General features: G+C 60.9%; 27 protein-coding genes and 1 tRNA gene. 9 read left to right on the plus strand and 19 right to left on the minus strand.

Features of this window, described 5'->3' with window-relative positions:
• Nucleotides 1–112: 112 nt before the first annotated feature.
• From AC3IR3_RS19615 to AC3IR3_RS19680, 14 genes are all read right to left on the minus strand, one after another.
• Nucleotides 113–544 (minus strand): DUF6573 family protein, encoded by a 432-nt coding sequence (locus AC3IR3_RS19615; protein WP_489194627.1) that lies wholly within the window; start codon nucleotides 542–544, stop codon nucleotides 113–115.
• A 377-nt stretch (nucleotides 545–921) separates the two neighbouring features.
• Nucleotides 922–1,305, minus strand: coding sequence for a hypothetical protein (locus AC3IR3_RS19620; RefSeq protein WP_489194629.1), 384 nt, complete (start codon nucleotides 1,303–1,305; stop codon nucleotides 922–924).
• Nucleotides 1,305–1,784: a hypothetical protein gene (locus AC3IR3_RS19625; protein ID WP_489194631.1), complete on the minus strand. Its 480-nt coding sequence runs from the start codon at nucleotides 1,782–1,784 to the stop codon at nucleotides 1,305–1,307. Before AC3IR3_RS19625 ends, AC3IR3_RS19620 begins: the two co-directional genes overlap by 1 nt.
• Before the next feature lie 10 nt (nucleotides 1,785–1,794).
• Nucleotides 1,795–2,196 carry a hypothetical protein gene (locus tag AC3IR3_RS19630; RefSeq protein ID WP_489194632.1) on the minus strand — a complete coding sequence of 134 codons (402 nt, stop codon included), beginning with the start codon at nucleotides 2,194–2,196 and terminating at the stop codon, nucleotides 1,795–1,797.
• Nucleotides 2,197–2,466: 270 nt separating this feature from the next.
• On the minus strand, nucleotides 2,467–2,715 hold the full coding sequence (locus tag AC3IR3_RS19635) for a hypothetical protein (RefSeq protein WP_489194634.1): 249 nt from the start codon (nucleotides 2,713–2,715) through the stop codon (nucleotides 2,467–2,469).
• 264 nt (nucleotides 2,716–2,979) lie between these two features.
• On the minus strand, nucleotides 2,980–3,255 hold the full coding sequence (locus AC3IR3_RS19640) for a hypothetical protein (protein ID WP_489194636.1): 276 nt from the start codon (nucleotides 3,253–3,255) through the stop codon (nucleotides 2,980–2,982).
• A gap of 20 nt (nucleotides 3,256–3,275) precedes the next feature.
• A complete protein-coding gene (locus tag AC3IR3_RS19645; RefSeq protein ID WP_489194638.1) occupies nucleotides 3,276–3,905 on the minus strand; it encodes a hypothetical protein in 630 nt (209 codons plus the stop codon).
• Between the two features lie 8 nt (nucleotides 3,906–3,913).
• Nucleotides 3,914–4,537 (minus strand): AAA family ATPase, encoded by a 624-nt coding sequence (locus AC3IR3_RS19650; protein ID WP_489194640.1) that lies wholly within the window; start codon nucleotides 4,535–4,537, stop codon nucleotides 3,914–3,916.
• Between the two features lie 10 nt (nucleotides 4,538–4,547).
• A complete protein-coding gene (locus AC3IR3_RS19655; RefSeq protein WP_489194641.1) occupies nucleotides 4,548–5,048 on the minus strand; it encodes a hypothetical protein in 501 nt (166 codons plus the stop codon).
• A gap of 105 nt (nucleotides 5,049–5,153) precedes the next feature.
• On the minus strand, nucleotides 5,154–5,801 hold the full coding sequence (locus AC3IR3_RS19660) for a type 4 pilus major pilin (RefSeq protein WP_489194642.1): 648 nt from the start codon (nucleotides 5,799–5,801) through the stop codon (nucleotides 5,154–5,156).
• Nucleotides 5,802–6,120: 319 nt separating this feature from the next.
• Nucleotides 6,121–6,900, minus strand: a complete 780-nt coding sequence (locus tag AC3IR3_RS19665; protein WP_489194643.1) for an ankyrin repeat domain-containing protein — start codon at nucleotides 6,898–6,900, stop codon at nucleotides 6,121–6,123.
• Between the two features lie 836 nt (nucleotides 6,901–7,736).
• A complete protein-coding gene (locus AC3IR3_RS19670; RefSeq protein WP_489194645.1) occupies nucleotides 7,737–9,335 on the minus strand; it encodes a DNA primase family protein in 1,599 nt (532 codons plus the stop codon).
• A gap of 64 nt (nucleotides 9,336–9,399) precedes the next feature.
• Nucleotides 9,400–9,606 carry a hypothetical protein gene (locus AC3IR3_RS19675; RefSeq protein ID WP_489194646.1) on the minus strand — a complete coding sequence of 69 codons (207 nt, stop codon included), beginning with the start codon at nucleotides 9,604–9,606 and terminating at the stop codon, nucleotides 9,400–9,402.
• Between the two features lie 260 nt (nucleotides 9,607–9,866).
• Nucleotides 9,867–10,661, minus strand: coding sequence for a hypothetical protein (locus tag AC3IR3_RS19680; RefSeq protein WP_489194648.1), 795 nt, complete (start codon nucleotides 10,659–10,661; stop codon nucleotides 9,867–9,869).
• Between the two features lie 263 nt (nucleotides 10,662–10,924).
• On the opposite strand from AC3IR3_RS19680, the gene AC3IR3_RS19685 reads away from it, so the two are divergent.
• The gene (locus AC3IR3_RS19685; RefSeq protein ID WP_489194650.1) at nucleotides 10,925–11,563 is read left to right on the plus strand and encodes a hypothetical protein; all 639 of its coding nucleotides are present in this window, start codon (nucleotides 10,925–10,927) and stop codon (nucleotides 11,561–11,563) included.
• 4 nt (nucleotides 11,564–11,567) lie between these two features.
• On the opposite strand, the gene AC3IR3_RS19690 is transcribed toward AC3IR3_RS19685, so the two are convergent.
• Complete coding sequence (locus AC3IR3_RS19690; RefSeq protein ID WP_489194652.1) at nucleotides 11,568–13,109, minus strand: tyrosine-type recombinase/integrase; 1,542 nt, start codon at nucleotides 13,107–13,109, stop codon at nucleotides 11,568–11,570.
• Nucleotides 13,110–13,236: 127 nt separating this feature from the next.
• Between AC3IR3_RS19690 and AC3IR3_RS19695 the strand changes: the two genes are divergently transcribed.
• Nucleotides 13,237–13,351 (plus strand) — tRNA-Ile (locus AC3IR3_RS19695).
• Between the two features lie 393 nt (nucleotides 13,352–13,744).
• Here the strand turns inward: AC3IR3_RS19695 and AC3IR3_RS19700 are convergent.
• On the minus strand, nucleotides 13,745–14,704 hold the full coding sequence (locus tag AC3IR3_RS19700) for a LysR family transcriptional regulator (protein ID WP_489194654.1): 960 nt from the start codon (nucleotides 14,702–14,704) through the stop codon (nucleotides 13,745–13,747).
• Between the two features lie 87 nt (nucleotides 14,705–14,791).
• On the opposite strand from AC3IR3_RS19700, the gene AC3IR3_RS19705 reads away from it, so the two are divergent.
• From AC3IR3_RS19705 to AC3IR3_RS19720, 4 genes are all read left to right on the plus strand, one after another.
• On the plus strand, nucleotides 14,792–15,664 hold the full coding sequence (locus AC3IR3_RS19705) for an NmrA family NAD(P)-binding protein (RefSeq protein ID WP_489194656.1): 873 nt from the start codon (nucleotides 14,792–14,794) through the stop codon (nucleotides 15,662–15,664).
• A gap of 89 nt (nucleotides 15,665–15,753) precedes the next feature.
• Nucleotides 15,754–16,128, plus strand: coding sequence for a DoxX family protein (locus AC3IR3_RS19710; RefSeq protein ID WP_489194657.1), 375 nt, complete (start codon nucleotides 15,754–15,756; stop codon nucleotides 16,126–16,128).
• 136 nt (nucleotides 16,129–16,264) lie between these two features.
• Nucleotides 16,265–17,464: a hypothetical protein gene (locus AC3IR3_RS19715; protein WP_489194659.1), complete on the plus strand. Its 1,200-nt coding sequence runs from the start codon at nucleotides 16,265–16,267 to the stop codon at nucleotides 17,462–17,464.
• Nucleotides 17,465–18,253: 789 nt separating this feature from the next.
• A complete protein-coding gene (locus AC3IR3_RS19720) occupies nucleotides 18,254–20,413 on the plus strand; it encodes a WD40 repeat domain-containing protein (RefSeq protein WP_489194661.1) in 2,160 nt (719 codons plus the stop codon).
• Nucleotides 20,414–20,641: 228 nt separating this feature from the next.
• Here the strand turns inward: AC3IR3_RS19720 and AC3IR3_RS19725 are convergent, their stop codons facing one another.
• Nucleotides 20,642–20,998, minus strand: a complete 357-nt coding sequence (locus AC3IR3_RS19725) for a DUF1428 domain-containing protein (protein WP_132145320.1) — start codon at nucleotides 20,996–20,998, stop codon at nucleotides 20,642–20,644.
• A gap of 358 nt (nucleotides 20,999–21,356) precedes the next feature.
• Here AC3IR3_RS19725 and AC3IR3_RS19730 point away from each other — a divergent pair, with 358 nt between their 5' ends.
• The 3 genes from AC3IR3_RS19730 (at nucleotide 21,357) to AC3IR3_RS19740 (ending at nucleotide 24,112) form a co-directional block, all read left to right on the plus strand.
• Entirely contained in the window at nucleotides 21,357–22,211 is an 855-nt protein-coding gene (locus AC3IR3_RS19730) for a PA4780 family RIO1-like protein kinase (RefSeq protein WP_489194663.1), read from the plus strand.
• 157 nt (nucleotides 22,212–22,368) lie between these two features.
• Nucleotides 22,369–23,094, plus strand: a complete 726-nt coding sequence (locus tag AC3IR3_RS19735; RefSeq protein WP_489225032.1) for an AraC family ligand binding domain-containing protein — start codon at nucleotides 22,369–22,371, stop codon at nucleotides 23,092–23,094.
• A gap of 25 nt (nucleotides 23,095–23,119) precedes the next feature.
• Nucleotides 23,120–24,112, plus strand: coding sequence for a DMT family transporter (locus AC3IR3_RS19740; RefSeq protein WP_489225033.1), 993 nt, complete (start codon nucleotides 23,120–23,122; stop codon nucleotides 24,110–24,112).
• 4 nt (nucleotides 24,113–24,116) lie between these two features.
• Here the strand turns inward: AC3IR3_RS19740 and AC3IR3_RS19745 are convergent, their stop codons facing one another.
• Nucleotides 24,117–24,656, minus strand: a complete 540-nt coding sequence (locus AC3IR3_RS19745; RefSeq protein ID WP_489194668.1) for a DUF6438 domain-containing protein — start codon at nucleotides 24,654–24,656, stop codon at nucleotides 24,117–24,119.
• Between the two features lie 611 nt (nucleotides 24,657–25,267).
• Nucleotides 25,268–25,492, minus strand: coding sequence for a hypothetical protein (locus AC3IR3_RS19750; RefSeq protein ID WP_489194669.1), 225 nt, complete (start codon nucleotides 25,490–25,492; stop codon nucleotides 25,268–25,270).
• Nucleotides 25,493–25,530 lie beyond the last annotated feature (38 nt).

The raw sequence follows: 25,530 nt of genomic DNA on the forward strand, positions 1-25,530 counted from the left end.
TCTAAACGGGTCGTCTCCAGTATGTCTGAGGCAGATGGCGACGGCACGGTTGTTGACACCAGCGCCACGTCCAGGCGTGGCCGCTGGTCTCCCGCCTTCGGCAAGCCCGCGCTTAGTCCTCGCCCAGGAGGAGGATCGTCCCCACCGGCCGCGCGTCATCGCCGGGACCGATGAGCATCTGGAGCGCGATCTCAATCATCCTTCCGCTGCCATCGTCCACCGCGACCGAAACGCCGAATGTGATCCGGTCACCGCCCTCCTCCGCCGACCCCTTCCGCTCGCGCTCGATCTGCGCCCGGGCCCCCTTCATCGCCGCTTCGAGCACGGCCATCTCACGCAACGCGTAGGTGTCGGCGCACGTGGGGTCCGCCACTTCCCAATCGACGCAGACTGCATAAGCCGCAGCCGTGATCGCAACGGGGACTTTGAACCCCACAAGGAAAGCACGGGGCAACGCAACCAGGACACCGTCAAGCAGTGCCTGGCGGCGGGTGTAGCGGTAGATGATTTCAACGGGGTCAATCGGGGTCGGTGCGGTGGTCATGGCTCGCTCTCCTGTAGTCGTTGCTGGCCCGGAACGGGCAGCAGGTCCGCCTGCTGCCCATGGGCAAACGGCCGCCCGCCGGGTTGGCGCAGTCAAGGGAGGAAGAGAGCGGGTGGTGCGGGATGGAGCCGAAGGCGACTGACCCGGCCGCGAACGGCCCTTGACTGAAGAAGCCAGCCCAGAGGGCCGCTCTTGATCTGCGCTTCGCTTCTTCGTTAGCCCGGGCCCACGCGTGGCCCAAGGGCGAGGTTGTGGTGGCGCGTTGGACGTGGCCTTAAAGCGTGAAGTGTGGGCAGGCGCGTGGGCGATGCGGGGGGTAACGCAACGCGTTATCCCCGGCTCGTCCACCGGCTATCCACACGGTGCCGGTCACGGCATCACGCCTGCCCAGTAAGCGTCAGCATGTCTTTAAAGCGGTCGCTAACGACACGTGGCCGGCGGCCCATGGACCGGACCCACGCCCGCGCGGTGATGCAGCGGAAGCGCGCCAAGTCCCGACCGTGCTCTGTTTCCAGGCTCGCGCACTCGATGGTCCCGGAGCGCTTCCGCTTCACACGACGTTCTGGTGCGTAGATCGCGCAATAGAGCCCGATCACCTCGAGCTCGTTCCCGCGATGAAGGTAGCGACAGGCCTCAACGATGTAACGCGTGCCGTCGTCGGCGTGCGCTTCGTAGACCGGCGCCCAGGTGATGGGCTGGCCCGGGTCCGCGATGGCCTTGAGGGCGGCGAAGGGGTTTGCCAAGGGTGCCCAGGCGATCATCACTGGAGCGTCCGCACGGCCAGAGCGGCAACGCTGGCGGGCGTCGAAAGGATGGCGTGCAACTCCGCGAACTGCTCGTCGGTGGCCTTGTCTCCTTCGGGGACGACTTGGCGGACCATGGCGTATTGCTCCTTGATCACTTGCGCTGTCCGTAGGACCCACGCTTCGGTTGCGTCGAACTGCGCTTCCCGGTTTGCCTCGATAAGCGCGGCAGCAAGCGCTTCGGGAAGCGCCTGAGTCTTATCGACCTTCGTGCTCCAGTTCCCCGCGAATGCGCGCGCCACTACGCCGAAATCTGCATCCTCGATTAGGGGCTCGTTGGACCGCGCAAGCCACTGAATAACCATCGCCGCAGTGCGCTCAATGCCACTGGAATCAGGGCGTTTGAATAGCGGAGCAAAAGGGGACACTCCCCGCTCATAGTCGTTCAGTTCGCTAAGGAAGACGCGGATATCCGAGCGTGTAGAGCCGCATGTCATGATCGGCTCCTCACGCGCGAAGCGCGACGTTCGCCGGCTCGCCCTGGTAAGGCCCGAAGGGCACATCGGCCTCGACGGCGAGCCAGGCCAGGGCCTTGCCCAGTTCACGGGCTTGCGCCTTCGTCGTGCCCATCGAGCCGACCTCGCACTGGTAGTAAGGGCCCTCGTAACCGCGGCTGTCCATGTGGCCGTTCGGGGCCTTCCCGTTGATAACCATCAACCGCAGTTGCGCGTGGTAGCCGTCGCGTCCGCTGGACTGGAAGACCTTGAAGCGCGTGCCGGCCTCGCGGCAGGTGGCGGCGAAGGTGACCAGTGCGATGGAGAGGTGCGGAAACTTGGTGACCAGGGCTCGGCTGCGCGCGGGGCCCAGGCCCAGGGCATCCAGATCAGCGGCGGTGGGGAAGGTGGCCATGGCGATATCTCCGGGGTGGGTTGGGGAGGTCCGAAAGGTCTCCCTTATGGCATTCACCCTAGGCCGGTTGCCCCCCTTGTCAAGGGCAAAACACGATCTTTTTCAATCTTTATTTAGTCGCAGAATGCCTTTAAATAAGGCCTTTCACCGCACATTGTGCCGCCTCCGCATCGCGGCCCTCCGCGATGTAACGCCCCTCCCTCGCCCTACCCCAAAAACAAAAGGCCGGGCAATGCCCGGCCTTGCTAGCAGTTTGATCTAAATTCCCGGTTAGAAGCCCTCGGCTTCGCAGCGATCGCACTGCCACGTGTGGATCGTAAAATCATAACCTCCCCACTCCCCCACTCGTCCGCAATTTCCGCAGCGGCATTCTTTTGCGGTGGCAGGGGCCGGTGCCTCGCCTGCGACATAGTATGCCGAGCCGCGATCCGCATACGCCCCGCCATGGCTGTCTTCAGAGGGGTAGGCGTCGAAGTCGTCGAAGTCGTCGAAGGATGGGTTGGTCTTAAACGCGCTCATAAAAACTCCTTGTTCGTGGTAGTTAGGGAGGTCTTTGCGGTCTCCCCTCATACAGTCACCCTAGGCCAACCCGCGCCCTTGTCAAGGGCAAAACACGATCTTTTTCAATCTTTATTTAGTCGCAGAATGCCTTTAAACAAGGCCTTTCACGGCACATCGCGCCACCTTCGCATCGCGGTCCTCCGCGATGTAACGCCGTTCGCTCCTCCCCAAAACACAAAGGCCGGGCGATGCCCGGCCTTGCTCTTGATCTCGCTCGTTCCGTCAGCGCCCTCGGCGCCACGCCTCCGCATCGGCCTGGCCGCTCCGCCAGTCGCTCAACGCGGTTTGCGTCGCCTGCGGTCGCGCTGCGGCTTCTGCTTCCCGCTTCTTTCGACGCCGCGCTATCGCGTCGTGTTCGTCCGCGTCGAGTGCTAAAGCCGCTTGTGCGCTCCTCTGTTGCCGTCCCCGCTCTGCCTGGGAGAGCAGGTTCATGACCCCCATGTGCCCGATCAGGCTGTCGATCGTATCGATGTCTGTTTGGGTGGCAATGTCGGTCATGGTGCTCTCCTGTGAGTGGACTAAGCGGGTTGCACGATCAGGCACTTCCGCCGTTTCTTAAGATCCAGAAGCGCGTATTGTGCGAGCGATAGCAAGGCTCCGGTAAAAGACCCTTCTTTGCGCACCGCCTCGATCCGCGCGCGCACGTCCGCAGGCACGCCGATACGACGGCGCGTTTCACGGTTCCAACCGGGCAACGCCCCGGTCAGATGCAGCGTCAGCCGCTTCGCCGGTTCCAGGGTGAAGTAACACGCCACGTCACCCTCGGGATCCTCCTCCGGCTCAATCGTGACTTTCGCGGGCGCGGCCTCCAGCAAGTCGAGCGCGTAATCCGCGAGGGCGATCAGTGCCGTCGTCCACCGCACGCCCCCCGTCGCCTCCCGGACATCGCGCTCAAGGCTCGGAGGCACAGAGAACTGCACTCCACGAGTTTTCGTGGGGAGCACGGCCGCCATCACGACCTGCCCCGGGCCGGGGGTCTCGAAGCGGAAGGTGGACCCCGCCGGCAACCGGCGCTCCTCGTCCTTCCGAAGCGCACGCCCGCTCGTGTCGGCTCGATCCGCAGCCGTAGCCGCGGCAATCCAACTGGCAGTTTTCTTCGTCGCCGTCTTCTTCGCGGGCGGCTTGGGCGCGGGCTTGGGCTTGGTCATGTCGATCATTATGCAGCCACCGACGCCATGCGGGACGCACCGCAGGCGTGCTGGACCGCCGTGACGACGTGCATGAACTCGGCGCGGGCGCTCGGCGCGTGGCGGAGGCCCGCGTCGTCGTCCCAGATCGTTGCACCGATGCCATAAGCGCTGGCGAAAATGGCACGGTCCGACACGGCCAAGGGGTTCCCGTCGCCCAGGACGGCGAGCAAGGCCCGCTGATCCGCCCGGTCCATCCGCACACGGCTGGCAATGACGATGGACTTGACCTTCTTCCGCAGGAGATCAATCGATCGACGCGTGGAGAAGAAGTTACCGGCATCGAGCGTCGCGGGGAGCAGCACCAAACCTTCGGGCAAGCGTGTGGGCCGGCCGGGGGGATGATCCACGATGATGTAATCGAACTCGGCCGTGTGCCGGGGCATCGCCGGGCTCACCAGGAAGGCCGGTTGACGTCCGTGGACGTGGGCCTGCGCAGCCCAGCGCAACGCGCCGCCTTCGGAGCCGTTCGGGTCCAGGTCGACGAGCAGCACACGCGAGCCGGCGCAGGCGAGGCCGCCTGCCAGATTGATCGCGGTGGTGCTCTTTCCCGATCCGCCCTTGGAGGACCAGGTGTGGATGACGTGCGGCATAACGTGCTCCTTAGGCGGCATCGCGCAGGTAATGGGGGACAGGGCGGCGGATCATCGGAAGGCCGTAGCCATCCTCATTCGCGATCCGGCGCCGATATTCATCTGAGCAGTGAGCAGGATCGGTGCTGGGCCAGGTATTTGCGGAGGCCAGTTTCTGCATGTGCTCGCGAAGGCAAGTCGGGGATCGCCCTTCGCACCAGGCGGAAGGCACGTAACAGAAGGCGTCCACGGCGGCCGCATCGGCGCCGTTCGCCAGAAGCAGGGCGACGATCCCTTCGGCAGCGACGTTGCGCTTTTCGAACGGTGCGAGACCGCACATGCGACAGGCGACATGCAGCGGGGTCAGCGCGAAATCTCCGCGGCCATTGACCGGGGCACCGCTGGCGAGCAACTCGCTCACTTGCTCGATGTCGCAAGCCTGGACGGCGGCCAGGAGCGCCCGCGCTTCCGGTTGCGGCTTGCAATCGAGAGCGGCGGTGCGGAAGGGCAGATTTTCGGTGGATGCACTCATGGCAATTTCCTGAAGGGAGGTGTGAAAGGTATCCCTCTTGCCATCGACACTAGCGAAAAAGTGAGAAGAGTCAAGCTGATAGCGGAAGGGCGTTTAGCGGGCGGATCACAGGGTGGGGGCGGGGCTGTAGGCGAGGGGGTCGGTGGTGCAGCCCGGCTCGTATCCGCGCGGGTCATCGCGCACGCGATCGAAGCACAGGGGGGCAAGACCAGAGGTGCCTTGGCGTTCCCCACCCCAGCGGGTGAAGGTGACGCTGTGCGAGCCCGTGGCGTCCTGCGCGGTCGCCGTGTCGGTGCAACGGTCGGCCAGCGTGGCGGCGGTGACGTCGGCGCCGCCTACGCTGATGCGCTCCCACTGGGCTGTAGACAGTTGCCGGGTGACCAGTTCGACGCAGACCTGCGGTGGCACGTTCTGATAGACCGCTGCCCAGGCATCGGCCGGGTTCTTGACCGTGGCGGCCGTTAGGTCGAAGGTCCCCCAAGGCGAGCGGATCGCATCGAAGCCCGCCGGGAACCAGCCTTCCTGGATGCTGCGGCTGGCGGAAATCGAAGTGAAGTCCTTGCCCGAGCGGTAGGCGCTATCCACGGCGCCGATCATCTGATTGAGCCGGGCGTTTTCGCTGCTCACGTCTGCTGCGGTTCGGCCAGGTCCAACGAGAAACCAGATACCCGCCGATACGATGATGATGAGCGCGAGGGAGGCGATGGCCTCGACCAGGCCGAGGCCGTGCGTGCTTTGGGAAGAGGTTTTCATCGTGGCGTCTCCTGCCTATGGGAGACCGTTAAAGTCTCCCTTCACACCTTAACCCTAGGCCTAACCATGGCGTTGTCAATAGTAAGATCACGATTTTTTTCAATCTTTATTTAGTTGAAGAATGCCTTTAAACAAGGCTTCCTTCGTGCCCACGCCAACTGTCCCCATCGACGCCCGGTAACCCATCCCCCTGCGCATCGCGGCCTCTTGCCCAAAACAAAAAGGTCGGGCATAGCCCGACCTTTGCTTCTTCCGTGGGGTCCCGATTACCGGAACATGCTGCGATCTTCCTGGACCTGCTGCGGCGGCTCCGTGCCCTTCAGAGTGGGGCCTCAGGTTTCGCCTTTTCATGGTCGCCTGCTTGGTAGGTGGCCAGCGTCCCCAAGATGCGACGGACACCTTCGTCATCCGCCCGTGGCAGTCGACCGTAGTCCGAAGGGTCGTCACCAGTAGACTGGGTTCGGACCAGCCACTCCGCGACCGTTTCGCCATATCGGTCATCCCGCGCATGTAGGGGCGCGCCGAAATCCAGCAAGGTCTCAATTGCTGGCACCGCCATGGCCTCGGGCAACTCGGCGGCCAAATGGAGCGGGGTCACCTGGTCGGGATGAGACAAATCGCGACCGAAGTTCGGCTTGGCGGTTCGGAGGGCTTGCCAGACCAGGTGGCGGACGTCGGCCTCGGGAAGGGATCCGCCGCGATCGTCCAGGTGGGCCAACTCATGAAGCACCATGACCACGGCGGTGCGACCCTGCCCGTCGGTGCCTTGCACCAAGCGATCAGCGCCCGTGCCGAAATCGTTTCCATCGTCGACTGGCCAACGGTAGGGGGAGTGGCACTGCAGAATAAATAGACAATCGGCCAGATCGGGGTTCAACTGGGCCAAAGCCAGGTGCATAAATGGCGTGCCGTCTTCGTCTCGGCCCAGCGCGTCCGCCCCCGCGTCCGCCAACTTTTCCAACGACCAGCCCGACGGGTCGTCAGCCTTATAAAATTTCTCTCCATCGAACCCATTGGGGCGCACTAGGCCGCCATCCAACAGTCGTTTGTGGAACTCGCGGGTCATGGCGTCGCGTTGGGTGACAGAGCAGTAACTCATGGTGTTTCTCCTGGACTGGCTGGTCATTGGGGAGGCCGTTCAGGTCTCCCTTTGCACCTTAACCCTAGGCCGACCATGCGCTTTGTCAAGAGTGAAACGCGATCTTTTTCAATCTTTATTTAGTTGCAGAATGCCTTTAAATAAGCCATTTCCAGGCGCGCATTGCCCGATGCCATCGATGCCTAAAAAGCCACGGCGCCACCTCACCTTCGCATCGCGGAGGGCCGCGATGTTCTAGGCGAAGAAGTTACGTGGGCTCGAATCTGGGTAGGCCTTTCGGGATCGCCCTCGCCTCGGCTCGGTGCTTCTGCTTTTCATGATGTGCTGCTCTTCCCCAAAAAATGTTCTTGCTCTTCCACTGTGCGCGGAAAATCAAAAGCATGTTTTGGGAAGGAGCATGAAGAGCGGGGCTTCGCCCTTTGGAAAAACGAAAGTTGGCCAATGAAACCGTGCCGATGCGTGATGTAACGCAGGTTTGAACATAGCCCCGTGCAGACCCGTTCAAAGACCCGTTCAAGCGGGAAGCCGCATTCTTATGCGGTTTCTTCCCCGTTATTTGTTCTTGAACATAGTGAACATAGCAAATCAGTTCGTGGGGAAAGCAGCGTTCGACAGCGGCACAGGTGTAGGGTCGAGGGACGTGCAAGAGCGCACAAAATCCTGGCGCGATGATTTTGACCTGTTCAACCTGTTCAACCCGTGCAAGCCGCATTCCTATGCGGTTTTCGCTTGAACGGGTCTGCACAGGGCTATGTTCAAGCGATGGCATGCCGCAGGTCCCGGAACGAAAAAAGGGGCGGATATCCGCCCCTTTTGACCCTGGAACCGACCGACAGTTACGCCGCGGCATCGTCCCACGTTGTCCCCGCCGGAAGCCAACCCTGCGGCCAGCGGTGGGCCTCCAGCGGCACGACGCCCTCGACCTTCAAGTTAACGTAACGATCGCGCCGACCATCCACTGCCGGGCCCTGGCGGTTACCCAGATCAACGCCCCGGAACGTCGCGCGAAGGCGATCCCAAAAGCCCGTGTCGTTGAGCGGGTGGCGGCCGCGTTGCTGGCACCATGCGACGTAGTCCGTGTAGATGCGCATCTTGGAGGTCCAGGTGGTGTCGTCGACCTCCACGCTGTCGCTGATATAAGCCGCGACCGGATCACTGTCCAGGCGCTGTTGCTGGGCCAGGTCGGCCACCGGCGCCGGCAGCACGTCCGGAAACTTGCCCCCGCGCCGGATCAACCGCTGTGCTCCGACTAGGAGCCAATCGATCACCTGGGCCATCTCGGCGGGGTTCTCGGTGATCAGCAGGTGGAAGTCGGTGATCTTGTCCTCGGCCTTGACCCGTTGGGTGAATGGCAGCGTCAGGACCTTTCGCCAAAAGCCATGCTCGTGCTGCGACACCCGGGGGAACGCGTTGCTCGCGAGCAGCCAGACCGCCGTAGGTCGAAAGGTGAACGCATCGCGCCCCTTCTTTTCGAGCGGCTGGGCATCCCACGAGATCAGTTCCTTCAGCGTGTCTTGCATCTCGGAAGTGAGGGACTTCGGCACCTCACTGACCATGGCGAGCCGGGCACCATGCAGGGAGGCGGTGCCGAAGTGATCCCGCACTAGACGCGGCAACTTGATGGCGGCGCTGCGACCTCCGACCACCGCATTCAAAATGTGCAGGGCCACCGATTTGCCGTTCTCGCCGTCGCCATACATCCAGATGGACTTTTCAAAGCAACGGTTGATGAGCACCGTGGCGAACGCTTCCTGGGCCAGATCGCGCACACCATCGTCGGCGAAGGTCGAGGCCAGGTAACGCCCGAAACAGCCTTTCGGATCCACCGGCTGCGGGTGATAACGACCTTCGACGACCTTCGCGGGGTCGAAGGTGGCCGGGACACAGTAGGTCAGCCCGTGGATGGGATCGGGAGCGAAACAGTAAATATCGCCGGTCGATTCGATGGACAGATACTGCCCACGAAGCGGCACGAAGTTGCGCCGGCTGTCCGCCTTCGGCAGCCACTTCTTCTGACCGGCATTCACCATCAGGGTCACCAGCGTTTTTGCGGCGGAACGGCCGTTCCCGTCGTTCGCTTTATTGGGTTGCGCGATGCTCAGCCAGGCCGTGGCGTCGCCATCCAGGGCTTTGGGATCCACGATGCGCCAGTGCGCGGCGCTGTCGGCGCTCACTGTCCAGCGGTAGGTGGTTTCGTCAATGCGTCCGTCCGCGTCGCCGGTGGGACCGCCCACGCGCCACGTTTCGTCGTCGATGCGTTCCATGGCATACCGCAGTTCAAAACTGGGATCGGTATCCTTCTTCGATGCCCCCTCGTCCCGGCTCATGTCCGCGCCGTCGGCTTTCCGCTTCCTGCCGCCCACCGCATACAGCGGGGCACCGGCACGGGTAGCGTTGCTCTTGACAGCGACCATATCTTCGGCGACAAAGGCCATGCGGTTCTCCAAAACTGTGATGCAAGCGATATCGACCCCGCCCTGCCAGGCGGGGTTTTTCGTATCAGGCGGTGGCCCGGGTCTTCGCACGCTGCCGCTCATCCGCGGCGATCGCGTCGCAGACCAGGCGACGCACCAGGGCGCTTTGGGTCTGGCCCAAACGCTCGGCGAGGCCGGCCACGGCTTCCAGTTCCTGGCCGTTGATATACGTCTTCAACAGACGGTTGCGGACGTGCCGCTTGTGGCGATCGGGAAAGACTGAGGCGGTCATGGCGCACTCCTAAAAAGCACAGGGCGAAAGGGTCTGAACTGGGCCCGTTTCGGTCCCGGTCTAAGAGTCATAGCGGAAAATCCGAACCCCGCAAGGGGGTCGCGAAAGATTTATTTAGTGGCAACGCGCCATTAAATACTTGGCTCAAACTGCGCGAAGATATGGCGACCGGCGACGGCTTCGGCCAGGATCAACGGGAGGTGATGGCGGTCTCCTTCTTGGGAAGTGGGTTCGTTTCGGAGGACCGCCGTCGTCATGGCTTATCCCTCCACCAAGGCAGTCATCGACGCCACAGCGACGGAGGTGACCGGCACGTAACCTTCGGTGTGGTCACACGTGCCCTCGATCCGCCACCGCTTCTTGCCATAGGCACGCTCGAAGACCTCCGAGAACGTAAAGCGCCCAGTCTCCCAATCGTGACCCTGCGCGGCGGCCGTCGCCAGAATCTGATCCCCCAAGGCCGTTGCCGGGCGCTCCTCTCCGTCTTCCGTCGCCCCATACAGCACGAACGCAGCGCCATCCAGGTCCAGACTGTAGTCGCCATCCATGTTGTAGAGGCCTTCGGGATCACGGCCTCGTGACAGCGCGCTCAATGCCACCTTGGCGCGCATCGCCAGTCCTTCCGCGGAACGCCAATCGATTGCGCATTCAGCATTAGGCACGTAATCCGCCGAAACGAACATTTCGCCGAAAGTCACCCATTCGCGCACGGGTGCCCCCGCGACCCGGCAGAGGTTGATCACGCCGACGACCTGAATCGTGCCCACAGTCATGGTGATCGTCTGCGTAAACGGCGTGCGCCCATCCGCACCTTTCGTTCCCAGCTCCGGGTCGCCGACCTCCTGAACACCCTTACACCCATCCAGGAGGTGCTGGAGATTCTGCACGCTCACCTCGGATTTGGGGTCCTTCAGGTGGTAAGCGGCGACCGCCGCCACCATCGCGGGATCCGCCCAGAGTTTGGACAGCATTGGCGCATTGGTGTAAGTCGACGCCATCGTCCGGCGGGATTTGGTCTTGCGGTTGGTTTTGGTTTTGGCTTTACGGCTACTCATGACGCACTCCATAGGCCACCGAGCGGGATTGCCGGGGTGGGCAGAGCGTGCGCGTGGCGACGACTTCATTCAATACATCTCATTGATATCATTCAGTTTTACTGACTTCGGATTGAACCCGGCTTGACCCGGTTAAACCCGTGGCGAACCGCATGAACCCTTTCTGGAAATGTTCGCCGTTCAGGATCCCACCTCGCGATCAAGATCCAGGCTCGCGCACGGCGCCGATTGCTCGATGTAAGGTGCGTCGATACGCTGGCGGAATGCCACGCACCGCCTCCCGAAAAACCCTCGCCGAACTCGCCCTCGATCCGTTCCTCCAGACGTTGGCGACCCGTGATCCCGCATCACTGCTCACGGAGGCGCATGTAGCGGGCTTCCTCCAGGTTAGCCCTGACGTCTTGAGCCAGTGGCGGCGCGAAGGAAAACAACCGCCAATCTGGGTCGATCCCCAGCGCCGCCTTGGCGAACCGCCGCGCGCGGGGAGGACGGCCATTCGTTACCTACTTGGCTCGGTGCGGGAGTATGTCCTTGCGCTCGCCAAAGCCGCGGAGGCCGACCTTGCGGCACCAGGCGACGTCGCATCGGCAGACCCCGGGAAGCCACGCAAGGTCCCCCGGCTCGCGTCGTTCGCGCAGTTCCTGTCGACCGCACCGGCCGACGACGAATGGCTGTTCATGCGCATGGGTCCACGCCGCCGACCCATCGATTTCATCTACTCGCTCGACCTGGAACCCGGCGACGATGACGCGCCAGAGTGGATGACGCTCGCGGCGTATCTCGATGCGCTGCGCACGGCTGCGCATGAGGAAGCGATGGCGGAGATTGCCGCGAAGGATCGAGATGCGATCGTGGCGGCGGCACCGAACGCCCCCACGACGACGGGCCGCGCCCGGTCGTAGCCCGTCAGGCAGTTTTAGCCGAGCGCAACAGCGCGTCGAGCGGGATCCCCTGCTGCTTGAGCATGCTCGCCAATCCCTCGACCAACGCCTTTTGCTGGTCCGTCAGCGCGGCCATAGGTTCGGGTTCGTCGAGCCCGATCAGTCGACGCAACCGGCTCTCGCGGGCTTCGTAGAGCGGTCGCAAGCCTTCAATCGCTTCCATCGCTCCGATGTAGTCCTGACTCACTTTCTGCCCGCTACGGTGGCCCAGGGCCACCGCGACGGTGCCCAGGCTATGGGAGGTGCCAAAGATCTCGCTGGCAAGCGTGCGGCGTAGGTCGTGGAGACGGATCCAGAGGCCCGTCTTTTCCTGCAGCAACCGCGTCACCGGACGGTAATCGCGGATCTGACCGGTGGCCGTGTCGGGGTAGGGAAAAACTAGATCGCGGCCTTCGGCACTGAAACCGCCCTCCAAGTTCCGGTCCCGGCGCTGGTCGAGGATGGCCGAAGCCCAGGGCGTAAGCGGGATGTAGTGGTCCGCGTTTCCTTTCGTCGTCTCTGCGGCAAACATCGCCCGGTGGTCTTCCTGGCGAATGTCGATCCAACGGATGGCGGCCATTTCTTCCTTGCGACCGCCCCAAAGGGCCGCCAACAAAATGAAATCCGAAATCACACTGGTCGCGTGATCCGGCGCTGCACGAAGTGTGTTCAACGCTTTAAGCCAAGCCTGACCCTCCGCCTTTGCCGTGGGCAGACGCGTTTGCCGCGTCACCACTTTCGGAAGTGAACGGCGAACACCCTTGCGCCACGCGGTGAACGGGTTCTGCCCACCAACTTTTACCCCGCCCGCGCTGGTCCAAGCACCCGAACAATAGCGGAAGCACTTATGCACGGTAGCTACGCCACCGGCGATGCCTTCTCCGCGCTTGCGTTGCTCTCCCTTCGCTCGCCGCTCGGCCGTCCGATCCGCCGCTCGCTTGAACAGGGGGGCGAAAGTCTTTTCCACCGCTTCGGTGTCGACGAGGTGGAGCGGAGTGGACCACAAGGCGCTGCCGCCCATCCACATGATCACCTGCTTGCGATCCTTGAGCGTGGATGCCTTGAGCAGACCCTTCTTCACCCGCTCCTCGCCCTCGGTGATGAAATCGGCGAAGACGTGACCGAACGTGTTGCGCGCTTGTGCCTTGAGGACTTCCCCGGCGTCCGCAAGGGCTTTGAGTTTCTGGCGGGGGTCTTCTACCCGCCTCATCTCGACATACCACTCACCGGCCTGCGCACGTGCCGCTTCCAGGCTGTGCTGCTCAGTGAGCACCCACCGATCGCTCGTGCTGCCCTTGCGCTTGCGTTGCACGAAATAGGTCTTGCTGCCGCGGGTCAGGCGCACGCCCAGGCCAGGGGTTTGCGTGTCGCGCACCGTCCAGTCTTTGACATGCGAAGGCGTGGGCTCCGTTGCCAAACGTCCTTCAACGATCTCGATCGGGATCCGGGGCCACGTTTCAAACCGCAGTGCTCGGATAAGCGCGGCAGTGAACGGCACTTTGATGCTGGGTCGTTTGGGCGTGGTCATGGCGGGCGACATGAGGATTAGGTATCCGATGGTCGCACACGGCTCCATGGCTCCGCCATGGCTCCCCTCAGAGACACTAGGTGCCACCTCTTGCCACCTTTTGGTGACAGTCAGAATCCGAACAAATGGCTCTGTGGAGCCATTATTGGGGACGGATAGGGCTGAGGACGCACCCCCGCAGAAGGCCATTCAGAGGACTCATAATCCTTTGGTTCCAGGTTCGAGTCCTGGTGGGCCCACCATATTGCAATCCGTCGCCTTCCTGATTTAGCCAGCTTCCGCGGCCTATCACACCCTTTGTTTCAGCATAACTGATTCAATCTTGAGCATGGCGCCTAACAGTAAAATTTCCGTTATCGCTAAGGTAATCAGGGACGCATCGCAAGTGGTCGCACTCGAGCGAACGTTTTCTCCGCATAGACTCTGTAGCTACTCTTCGGTGCATTAGCTCGCCACCGCAACACCCACGTCCGATGTCAGGACGTCATCGACCATTCTGGCGACCGGTCGGTGGCGAGCAGGCCCAGGAGGACCGAATGGCTTAGTGGCTAAAAGAGGCGGTGAGTGCGCTCATGGGCACCAATGCCACCATCTGGGCCGAGGCTATAGAAGGGAGCTATCCACAGTGATGACCGTCATCTGTCGGCATCTCTTATGGGACTCGGCAAGTAATCGTCCGGCTTGAAGGGTCTTCGCATTCGCTGGGTCGCGAAATCGACAAACGCGCGAAGCTTCGGCAGTGACTGACTTCGACTCGGGTAGTAAAGGGAAAGACCGGGAACCTCTTCACAATACGGTTCGAGCACGGTCTGCAGATCACCACGTTCAAGATGCGACATCACGAGCGAGTGTGGCAATTGGAAGAGCCCAACACCTCTCAGCGCTGAGCGAACGCAGCCCTCGATATCGTTAATCACAAGAGGACCCGCTACGCCCACCGTGATGCGCTTACCATCGACGACAAATTGCCAGTGATCGAGAGCTCGCACGGATTGACGAAGCAGGATGCAACGAAAGTTCTGCAGATCGTACGGAGACGCCGGCCGGCCATGCTTCCTAAATAACGCCGGGGCGCCAACGACAACGAAGCGCTCCGGTGGCGTTAGCCACATCGCGACCATGTCGATCTGGACAAAGTTTCCCAGTCGTATTCCCGCATCGAATCCTTCTTCGACAATGTCGATGGGACGATCGTCGCCCACCAGTTCCAGTTCAACATTTGGGTGAGCGTCGAGAAAGTCCGGCAGCAAGCGATTCACTAGCAGCGGCAAAATGGGTCTGGGCATATTGATGCGCAGTCGGCCGGTAATCTCGCCACCCAAACCACTCGCCGCGTCCAATCCTGCGGTGAGCATGTCGACCGCCGGGCGCGCATAGGCAAGCAGGCGTTCGCCCGCCTCGGTCAGCCTGACGCTTCGTGTTGTACGGGAGAAGAGCGGCGCGCCAATCCGTTCCTCCAGACTGCGTATCGCCTGACTGACCGCAGACGGCGTGATGCCGAGGTGCCGGGCCGCAGCGCGAAAGCCTCGGTATTCCGCCACAGTCAAAAACATGACCAGCCCATCCAGATGGGTTCGAGCGATTGTTAAGTTCATCTACACGGCCCGTTCCGAATATGCCTCATATTCGAATAATAACGCACGGGGTACCGTGAGCCATCAAACCAATGAAGGCGAACGCACATGTTTTTAGTCATGGGAATTACCGGGAAAGTAGGCGGCGCAACGGCCACTCATTTGCTGACGCAAGGCAGGAAGGTGCGCGCGCTGGTTCGCGCCCCTGCGAAGGCGGCAAGCTGGGCCGACCAAGGCGTCGAACTGATTGAAGGCGACTGGAACGATGCGGCCTCCGTCAAGCGGGCACTCAGGGCCGTCGACGGCGCGTTTGTCATGTTGCCTCCCATATGGGCCCCCTCACCGGATTTCAGGGAAGCCAAGGGCGTCATCGCGAACTATGTCGAGGCGCTCACCCACGTACCGGTGCCCAGGGTAGTCGCGCTTTCGTCGATGGGCGCGAACAGAACCAGTGGAATGGGGCTGATCACGGCGCTGTCGCTTCTGGAGCAGGCCTTCCGCGACCTGACCATGCCGATTGCCTATGCGCGAGCCGGCGCATTCTTTGAAAACTATCTTTACGGCTTGCACGTCGCCCAGGGCGGCACGTTGCCCGTCTTCAACGACCCGACACATCGGAAATCGACCATGGTTGCGACCAACGACATCGGCGCCGAGATCGCATCGCTTCTGAGCGGGCCGGCGTGGTCGGGGCATCGGATCATCGAACTCGGCTCAATGCTGAGCGCAGATGAAGTGGCGGCGCAACTAAGCGAAGTGATGAAGCGCGACGTTAAGGCCGTTGCCGTCCCGCGGGCCGATTGGCCACATACATTCGAGCAGTTCGGCATTCCGAAGGGCAAGTCCGCACCGGCTGAAACCATGTACGAGGCCGTCAACGCCGGAGGGATGGACCTCGGGGTCGTGGGTACGGAGCACGTACCGTCGGCGACGCCCGCTCGCGATGTCTTTGCAGCGGCTCAAAGGGCCACCGCAGCCTAGGTCTGCCCTGCGCCAACGATGCGACGTTCGAAATCTACTCCGAAAGTCGCATCCCACCGGCGACAAATTCATCGTCTGAGGTTGGACCCATGGCTAAAGTCTCGTGGCGCCAAGTTTTACCCTTCGTGCTTGCCGCATTTTTCGTCGTCGGTTCACTGGGCAACATCATCGCTCCGAGATCGATCTACGAGGAATACCTGGATTGGGGATATCCCCCCTGGTTCCATTTTTTCACCGGAACGATGGAACTCACCACTGCCATTCTGCTTTTCCGGACACCGACTCGCCTGTCAGGTGCGGTGCTCGGCTGCACCGTGATGTTCGCCGCACTCGCGACCGTCATCATTCACGGCGAATACGCGCACGCCGTGCTGCCGCTCGTCGCGGCGACGTTGTCACTCGTCGTCGCCTGGATAAGTTGGCCCAAGCGAACAGCATTATCAGCCAGTGATCTGCATAGGTAGCGGCCGGGCATACAGGCGTTAGGCCTGTAAGACATCGCTTAGCAACACCGTTGATCCACTTCGGATCATTTCGGAAGAGCGATTGAGGGTCGCAAATACAGTAACTCGATGTCTCGCTGGGCGAGAGGAAGAGCGCATGTCAACGGTATCCAAATATGCAAGGGCGTTGATTCTTGCTCCCATCATAGGGCTCTCGCACCCCGTGATCGCATTCGAATCAAGCCATATCCCGATGACGCCGGTGCGTTGGCAAGTGAACGGGGAGGTGTCGTTTCAGCACGATCGGTCCAAGCAGGATGTGCTCTTCGTCAATAAGGGTTATGCGGAGCTGAAGAACACTAACTTCAGCAATGGAACCATTGAATTCGACACAAAATTTGTCGGGGAGCGAATTACGGGAATCACTTTCCGTCAGCATGACGATGAAGCAGACGCATTGTACTTTCGACCCAGCGCGGACTGTGCTGTCTCAGACGAGTGCATCCAGTACATGCCCACCGCGCATCACGTGTTCGAATGGGACTTGTATGGGAAGGATCAAACGCACGCTCCCATTAACCTGCAGGGTTGGAACCACATCAAGCTGGTGCTATCCGGCGCACGCATGAATGTTTTCATCAACGGTGCGCGCGCGCCAACGATGACAATCGGAACATTGGTTGGCGGATTCCCCGACGGCTCGATCAGACTGCACGGACCTGCCTCGTATGCACACTTGAGCATCGCGCCCAATATCGTTGACGGCTTGCCTGCCGTGGCGTCGACCGACCCCGCGGAAGTTGATCTTCGATATGTTCGCCATTGGCTTGCGTCGAAGCCCTTCGTCATGCCCAGTCGAATGGATGCCACGCTTCAGGAAAACACCGGCATCGATCCGGTTTATTCGTCGATGCCACAAGCGACGGCATTGTGGAAGCCGATTGCGCCCGACCCGGGTGGCCTGATCAATCTCACCCGATGGTATGGCGACGCGCAGACCGGGCCGGGCATCACCGGCATTTGGTTGAAAACCATAATCGACGCTGATTATGACCAAATCAAGCATGTGGATATCGGGTGGACCCGAGAAGTCTGGCTCTTCGTGAACGGTAAGCTCGCGCTCCAAAGCAAGAATCTGTACGGCATCAAGGGCGAAAGCAAAGAGCCGGGCGGCCGCTTGTCCCTAACCAACGGATCGTTCGACCTCCCGCTGAAGAAAGGTGCCAATCAAGTCGTCGTGGCTATCGACGACAACTTCGCCGGCGGACAGCAGCATTGGGGATGGGGCCTGGAGATGCGTTTGGCAAATACCGATGGTATTCGTCCGGCGGCCGGGGCCGCTGCGGCAGTCCCCTGACCAGCGAGAGCATGCATGAATCTCTTGAAGACAACGATAGCGCTGGTGGCGTCGCTCGTCGCGGCTGGCCTCATCTGATGACGAGCTGCCCGTTGGTTGTCCTGCCACCACCCGCGGGAGCTTGCCGCTCTACATGTGGCTTGCGGTTGAGAGCGGCAGGCCCACCGCCGGGCAGTTCCGTCCTGCCATTGGTCGCTTAGGTCTTTGGCGGCGCTCGCCCGGCGTGCGCTGAGGTAGTCTTGCCCCAAACTGTGGCTGTCACTATTTGCGTCTAGAATCGACGCATATGTTGTCCGCGCAAGCCCAATTCGGACTCGTTATTCCCGGTTAGCACAGACAGCGTATGGGCCGGTGGCTAGATGAACGGTTCGACGTACTTTCCTTGGTGAGGATTGATTGACGCGGCGCCATGTCCGCTTCCGACCCAAAGCGGACATCGTCGGCATTACGACGGTTGGGATCTCGCTGTCATACCGGTGGTAGCGGCGGAAGAATGACTTCAACCCGGTCACGCTTCGTGACAAGGGTCCACATTTCCCCTGCAATGTCGTCGGGGTCGATAGTGGGAAATCGCGGGTCCAGCTCTATGCGGTTGGCGGTCATGGCACGGAGACCTGCGGAGCGATCGATGGCCGCGCCAATATTCACTGTGCCGGCATAGACCCCCTTGGGCACGGCTTCATGCATTAAGTGTAAAGGCGTAGTTGCGGGCCGCAGCCATCAGGGGGGCCACATCACTCAAGCCGTCACCCCATGGCAAATCAGAACTTCGTCTTTAAGGACACGAATATGAAGTCGACCCTCGTAATAATAGTGACCGGCATTTTCACGTTTGCCGGCATGGCGCGTGGGTCTGCAGCACCTGCGGAGGATGTGACCTTGGATGAGCCCGCCTGGCATATGGAGCCTGCGGCCAAAGTGCCCGGTGCTAGCGGCGTGGCCGCGCGCCTGAAGGATCGAATCATTGTCTGGGACAATCCTGGCGACACCCCCAGGGCGGCTACCGAGGTACACCTGCTGATCGATGCCCCTTTCGCCGAGGTCCAGCCAGCAGTGAAGAAAGCACTGGCTGGTCTTGGCCAGTTCGACTCGAGTACCGAAAACAGTCTGCTGGCTTACCAGATCGATGGCTGGGGCGAAGTGCTGCTGTCCCGCCGGCCAGACTTGCGCAATACGTTGGCAAAACATTTCGTCCAGCCGCGCCTGGAGCTTGCCCTCAAAGAAGGGTTGCTGACCGCTGCGGAGGTCGACCAGCGCATGGCTCTGGCACGCGCCGACGTAACTTCAGCGCCACAGGCCGGTTATGCCCTTGATGCGTTTCAGTCGACCTATCCCAACTATTACGCCAATCAGAATCGTAGCTATGGCGTACTGGAAAAAAGCCGTAGCAAGCTGAGCATCTATGTATTCGATGTGTCGGCTGCCTTCGGGCATCCGGCGACTGCGGTGCGGATATCCCGCGAAGATACATATCCGAATCCCGATTACAGCACTCTGAGAGAGATTCGCGAATCCAGCCGCCGCAGCATACTTAGTTCAGGGACGCCATCGATACTCACGGGTAGCGTCGTGCCTGCGTCAGCTTTTGACCCGGTGCGGGCCGCACTTGTATCGATAGGCGCGGGCCATAGCGTCCGCATTGCCCCCACGCCGAGGACGTGGCTGGCCACCGTGGAGCCCGTGAGGACAGTACCTACGATCATACTGACGCCACCGCAGACCGATCGTCCGCCCATTGAAGCCGAGACTGTGCCTTGGGCTCGCATCGCGGGGGCGCAGGCGGATGCGATTACTTATCCACACGATCTGCTGACCTTGCCCGGGGGCGATCTGCTACTCAGTGCTAGTCGCATTGACACTGCACGGGTATGGCGATTGCAGCTGGAAGGTAACCAATGGAAGGCAACCACGCTCTGGCAGGGTGATGAAGGTGGTGGGCGGCAACTGGCGCTCAGCGCGGATGGACGCACCGCATGGTTTTCAGGCGCCTCCAATGCCAAGGAGGCAGCGCTTTTTTCCATCAATCTGGAAACAGATCGAGTAACTGCCTATGCGGTGAACCTGCCTGCCGATGTCAGCAAATCACGCTGGGAATTGATGGGAGACCAACTCCCGGCTTACTTCAACCACTCCTACTCTTATGAAAACAAGGATGGCAATTCGCAGCGCCGGGAATGGGTCGAAGTGCTTCAGGCTGCCGCTAAGCCGCCGGCTGATGGTGGTGCCTGGTCGTTCCAGCCCACGCTCAAATCGGCTCGCCAGTCCATGATGAGCGCGCAGATCAGTCCGGTACGCTGGCGCGGCCAAAAGTCCGTATGGCTCGAGGATCAGCCCGGCGTTTCCGTACTCGATGCCGCCAGCGGACGCGTGCTTCGCGCGTTCGCTCTACCTCAGCGTTTTGGCACTCCAAATAGCACTGATGCTACCGGCCAGGCGCAGTGGGTACCCCGGTCCCTGGGCTCACCCGAAGCTAACTGGATCGCCACAGGCTTTATCTTGATGCTGAAAGACGACGGCAGCCTGCCACCAAAGCTCGATGGCAATCCTGATCGCCACAATCGCTTTGACGGCGATCGTTTTGTCGGCATGCACGTCGTCGATCTAGATGATGGTCATGTACGCCTTTCTGCACTGCTAGGTCGATCCGACTCGCTGGCGGCCGCCGCACGGTCGGCCAACGGACGATGGCTTGCACTAGGCTCCAACAGTGTCCGCCCGGGAGGTTCTAAAGGTCCGAAGGTCGCGCTTTGGGATGTCACCAAGGGTCAAGCCTCCGTGCAGCTATTGGCCCCTCGGAACCGTGACCCAGACCTTCACGCGCTGGCCTTCTCATGGAGTGGGTCCGACCTGTGGGCATTTTGTGATGGTGGTCTTTTACATTGGCACCTGCCCGATGCATTCAAGGACGCAGCGAGCCATGGAAGCTTCCCAGACCAATCACATAACTAGGTACTGGCCCGTAAACTCTTTTCACCTACGAAAGCTCGGCAACCTTAGGCTTAAGCCATGTGTCTGTATCCGTTTTCGACCCAAAACGGACGGGACGTTCGACTTACGGACTAAGGGAGGGTTGCCGAAATACGTATAGAAAAGGACGCATCAATAGCTGTGCGCTCTATATGTCCGCTTCGGGTCGAAAGCGGACGTTGCTTTGAAAGCGCGCAGCTCAAGACCTCCCTAGTCCGGCAGGCTAACTACCGGCTTGAAGCCGCCAAAGATCATGCGCTTGCCATCGAAAGGACAGTCACCGGCGGCTTCCATGCGCGGGTCTTGCATGAATTTCGCCATGCCGGCATCGCGAGTGGCCTTGTCGGGCCATTCCACCCAGGAGAACACCACGGATTCATCCTGCGTCGCCTGCACGGCGCGGCGGAAATCGGTGAGCTTGCCGTCGGGCACGTCGTCGCCCCAGCACTCCACCACCCGTGTGGCGCCGAACTCCAGGAAAATGGCGTCGAAGGTACGGGCGTGCACGATGAACTGTTCGCGGTTGGCGTTGGGTACGGCGATCACGAAACCATCGATGTAGGACATGATTGTCTCCTTGGCGTGAAGGGTGGCCGGTATGGTCACTTTATGTATGCGACGAATGAGCGCCTGCGGGATCGACACGGGGCCTCTGGAGAAGCTGCCCGCTACGGGTCGGAAGCAGACCTTTTCACAAAATAGCTGGCCCTACTGCAGGCCAGGTCAGCAGTCGGCCGCCCCAGCCGGCCCAAAAGACAAGCACCTCAAATGTCCGGCTCGCCGCCAAAAACGGACGTTTGCAGGCCCCAGGCCAAGGCCGATGTATGCACGCAACCTCTTCTTACGATGGTCACGCCTGCCGGAAAATGGGAAAATTGGTAGTTAATGGCCGCTCTCGCAGCGCCAACTCCCCTCAAGAGACACCGTGAAGACACCCCAAGGCCTACAGGCGCTGATCGATGATGGCGTCATTGACGAAGTACTGCGACCACTCAAGAGCGGCAAGGAAGCGGCGGTATACGTTGTCCGTAGCGGCGACGAAATACGGTGCGCAAAGGTTTACAAGGACATGGCGCAGCGCAGCTTCCAGCAACGCGTGCAGTACCAGGAAGGTCGCAAGGTACGAGGCAGTCGCGAGGCGCGTGCGATCGGCAAGGCGAGTAAGTACGGGCGCAAACAGCAGGAAGTAGCCTGGAAGAACACCGAGGTTGATGCGCTCTACCAGTTGCGCGTCGCTGGCATGCGTGTGCCTGAGCCGTATGGCTATTTCCACGGTGTACTGGTGATGGAACTGGTCACCGATGCCGAAGGCTTATCTGCGCCACGTCTGGGTGAGATTGAACTCAGTGCGGAGAAGGCACGTGAATACCATCGTGTGCTGGTGCGGCAGGTAGTGCTGATGCTGTGCTGCGGGTTGATTCATGGCGATCTGTCCGCGTACAACGTGCTGGTCGGACCGGATGGTCCGGTGGTGATCGACTTCCCACAAGTCGTCAATGCCGCGGGCAACAATGCGGCGCGCACGATGCTGCTGCGTGACGTCAACAACCTCACGGCACATCTTGGACGCTGGGCACCCGAGCTGCTGGAGACGTGGTACGGCGAGGAGATGTGGGCATTGTTCATGGCCGGTGAGCTGCGACCCGATACGGAACTGACCGGCGAGTTCGAGCCCGACGAAACCGAGGTCGATCTCGACAGCATCCGTCAGTCCATCAACGATGCGCGTGAAGAAGCGCTCATCCGACAGCAGGGCCGCGAAGCGGCGGCGGAAGACTAGAACCGGATAGTTGACGTACCACCAGGCAAATACCTGCTGCGCATGCCATTATTTGTCCATGCATGGCGTACCCCACCCTTTTGATCACCCTGCGGATACCGCCGAATTCCGCTGCCCTGCGCACCGCGCGGGGGTTGAGCTATATCGCGCGCACATTGTGCGCCACGCTTTCGAACCACACGTACATGACGGCTTTGGCCTGGGCGCCATCGAATCCGGCGTGGAGCGTTTCCGCTACCGCGGTGCGGACCATCTGGCGCCGCCCGATTCGCTAGTGCTGATGAATCCGGATGAGGTGCACACCGGTCGCGCCGAAACGGAGGGCGGCTGGCGCTACCGTATGGTTTATATCCACCAGGCCGCGGTAGACGAGATCACCGGCGAGCCCGGCTGGTGGTTTGGCGACGCCGTGCAGGCAGACGCAGTGGGCGCGCGGCAGATTACCGCGTTGCTCAATGCGCTGTGGCAGGCGCGCGAGCCGCTTGCCTTTGACAGCTTGCTGCTGCGGTTACTTAGCGAATTTCGCCGGCATGCCCGCGTATCTCGCACGGCACAGCGCGAAGCACCATCGCGTTTTGCATTAGTGATCGACTATCTCCATGCGCACCTGGCCGAGCGTGTCACACTGGATGATCTTGCCAAGGTGGCGGGACTCAGCCCCTTCCATTTCTTGCGCCAATTCCAGGCGCGCCATGACGCCACGCCACAGCAGATGTTGATGGCTTTTCGCCTCTCCGCCGCCAAGCGCTTGCTCGCCGCCGGCGAAGCACCGGCCCAGGTTGCCGCGGCTACCGGACTGGCCGACCAGTCTCATCTGACCCGCGCCTTTGCGTGCCGCTACGGAGTGACACCTGCGCGTTACCAGCGCAGGCTGCAGCGGTAGCAATCTGGTACAAGACCATCCGATCGTGCAGCCCGATGCTGCACGCATGTGGACAGGAACGCTCTACGCACTCTGCGCCGGCCTGATGTGGGGCCTGGTTTTCGTCGGGCCAATGCTGGTGCCCGACTATCCGGCCGCACTGCAGTCGGTCGGCCGTTATCTCGCTTTTGGCATGATTGCGCTGCCGCTCGCCTGGCTGGATCGCCATGCGCTGCGCCAGCTCAGCCGTGCGGACTGGACGGAGGCACTGAAGCTCACGGCCGTCGGCAACTTGCTCTATTACGTGTGCCTGGCCAGCGCGATCCAACACGCAGGCGCACCGCTAGCGACCATGATCATTGGCACTTTGCCGGTGGTCATCGCGATTGCCGCCAACTTGCGTAACGCCCGTCGCGACGGCCACCTGCCCTGGGCACGACTCGCACCGGCGCTGTTGCTGATCGCCGCCGGTATTACTTGCGTGAATCAATCCGAGCTGGCCGCATTGCGCACCCAGACGCACGCGGACTTGGCACGATACGGTATGGGCGCTTTGCTCGCCGTCGCTTCGGTGGTGTGCTGGACCTGGTATCCGCTGCGCAACGCCGACTGGCTGCGCCACCATCCTGGCCGCAGCCCGCGTACATGGGCAACCGCGCAGGGAGTCGCCACTTTACCGCTGGCGCTGGTTGGTTACGTACTGGTGTGGCTGTACTTGCACGCTACCGGCAACGAGTTCCCCATGCCGTTCGGCCCGCGCCCCATGGTCTTTATTGCATTGATGGCGACGCTCGGCTTGTTCGCTTCCTGGCTGGGCACCACATGCTGGAACGAAGCCAGCCAGCGTCTACCTACAGCTATCGCGGGCCAGCTAATCGTGTTCGAAACATTGGCAGCGCTGAGCTATGCCTTTGCATTGCGCGGGACGTTTCCGAATACGCAAACCATGCTCGGGGTGGCGCTGTTGGTAGCGGGTGTGATCTGGGCTGCGCGGGTGAAGCCCGTGTCGCTGGAGTGTGTGGAAGCGGAGCGGTTGTGATAAATCATACTGACCCGTTTGCGGACCCCTTTGCGCTCAGTTCGCACATCATCCTGGATGGATAAGGCTCCTTGGTACGCGGAATAGGCGAAACGTGCCACTGAATTTTCGCTCGAAACTGGTGAAGCAGTTCCTCCAACGCCCATACCTGCACCGGAGCCACTTGACCATAGTCTGAAACGCACCACGAGCCACTGGCTGACTCGACCCGAATGATCGCGGAATAGTCGTCCGTCCATTGCCCGGCATATTGCTGCTTCTTTGCAGCCTGCATCGCGCCCTGAGCAAGCTGAGTTGCTCTTGCAAAAAGCTCGGGCGAAATGTCCGCCTCGTAGTACTTAATCTGATTGTCCCCAATGTCATTTGTGATCAATGATGCCCGCCCTTCCCTGCGAAGCGTCATGACGTAGATGGGACAGTTACCGAAACACACTGTGCGCTCGAGGGACACTGCCTCTAATGGGAACAGCGCGGCGTCCTCGGTATTCGCATTGGTAGGGCCGAATCGGAGATCACCGGCTTCAATGTGATCTTGAAGATTCAACACTGATTCCGGTGGAGCAGGTTCTGACGGCAATGCACGTTCTGACTCACGGTGGTACATCAATACCGATATCCACAGAGCAAGACCTGCAATACCACCCACTGCAGCCGATAAATCACAAACATTCCGCCAGGAAAGTCGTCTGAGCATAGAGGCGTAGTGATACGTATGAGTGTGCCTGGCAGCCTAACAGGCTGATGGACGGACTGGGGTGCGTCATGCATCCGGTGCAAACCCCGACTGGGACCGCCCCACATCAAGCCCCATTGTGCCGTCGTCCATCAACTTTGCGATGGCTCCTTGTTCACATCGGAGGATTGCACCACCCTACACACAGTTGCCAGGGTAGTGCTCGGCCGCCCCGGCATGGTCAACCGCAAAGAGGTCAGCATGATTTATCAACTGCCGACAAATCATGCTGAGCTCTTTCGCTCTGAAAGCGAACGGACCGCACGGTCACCGACCAGGCGTTACCGACGACGGTAATCCCCATCTGCCAATTCGTCCGCGCCCCCAATCGGGTCGCCAATCAACTAGAGACCTAAACAATGGCGACCAAGTTCACATATGACGACATAGTGCGCGTTCCTGCATCGGTGGGCGAAGATCCATCAGAGGTTGATCGAAAGGCTTGGGTTGTTGCCGTTTTCGACGGTGAACGGCCTGGTCCATACTTCGACAAATTTCCCCTTGGAACGGTGTACATGGTTGAGTTCGAAGACGGGTCGGCAACTGAGGTTCACGAGGCTGACCTTACAGCTTGGGAATGAGGGAACGTCCGCGTAGAAATTATTGGCGTGCCCCGCGATCAGCCGCAGCCGCAAAGAGATCGGCATGTCGACTAGCTGTGATCTCATCTTTGAGTACTTTGGAT

The sequence above is a fragment of the Luteibacter sp. GL_149 genome (assembly GCF_057834065.1).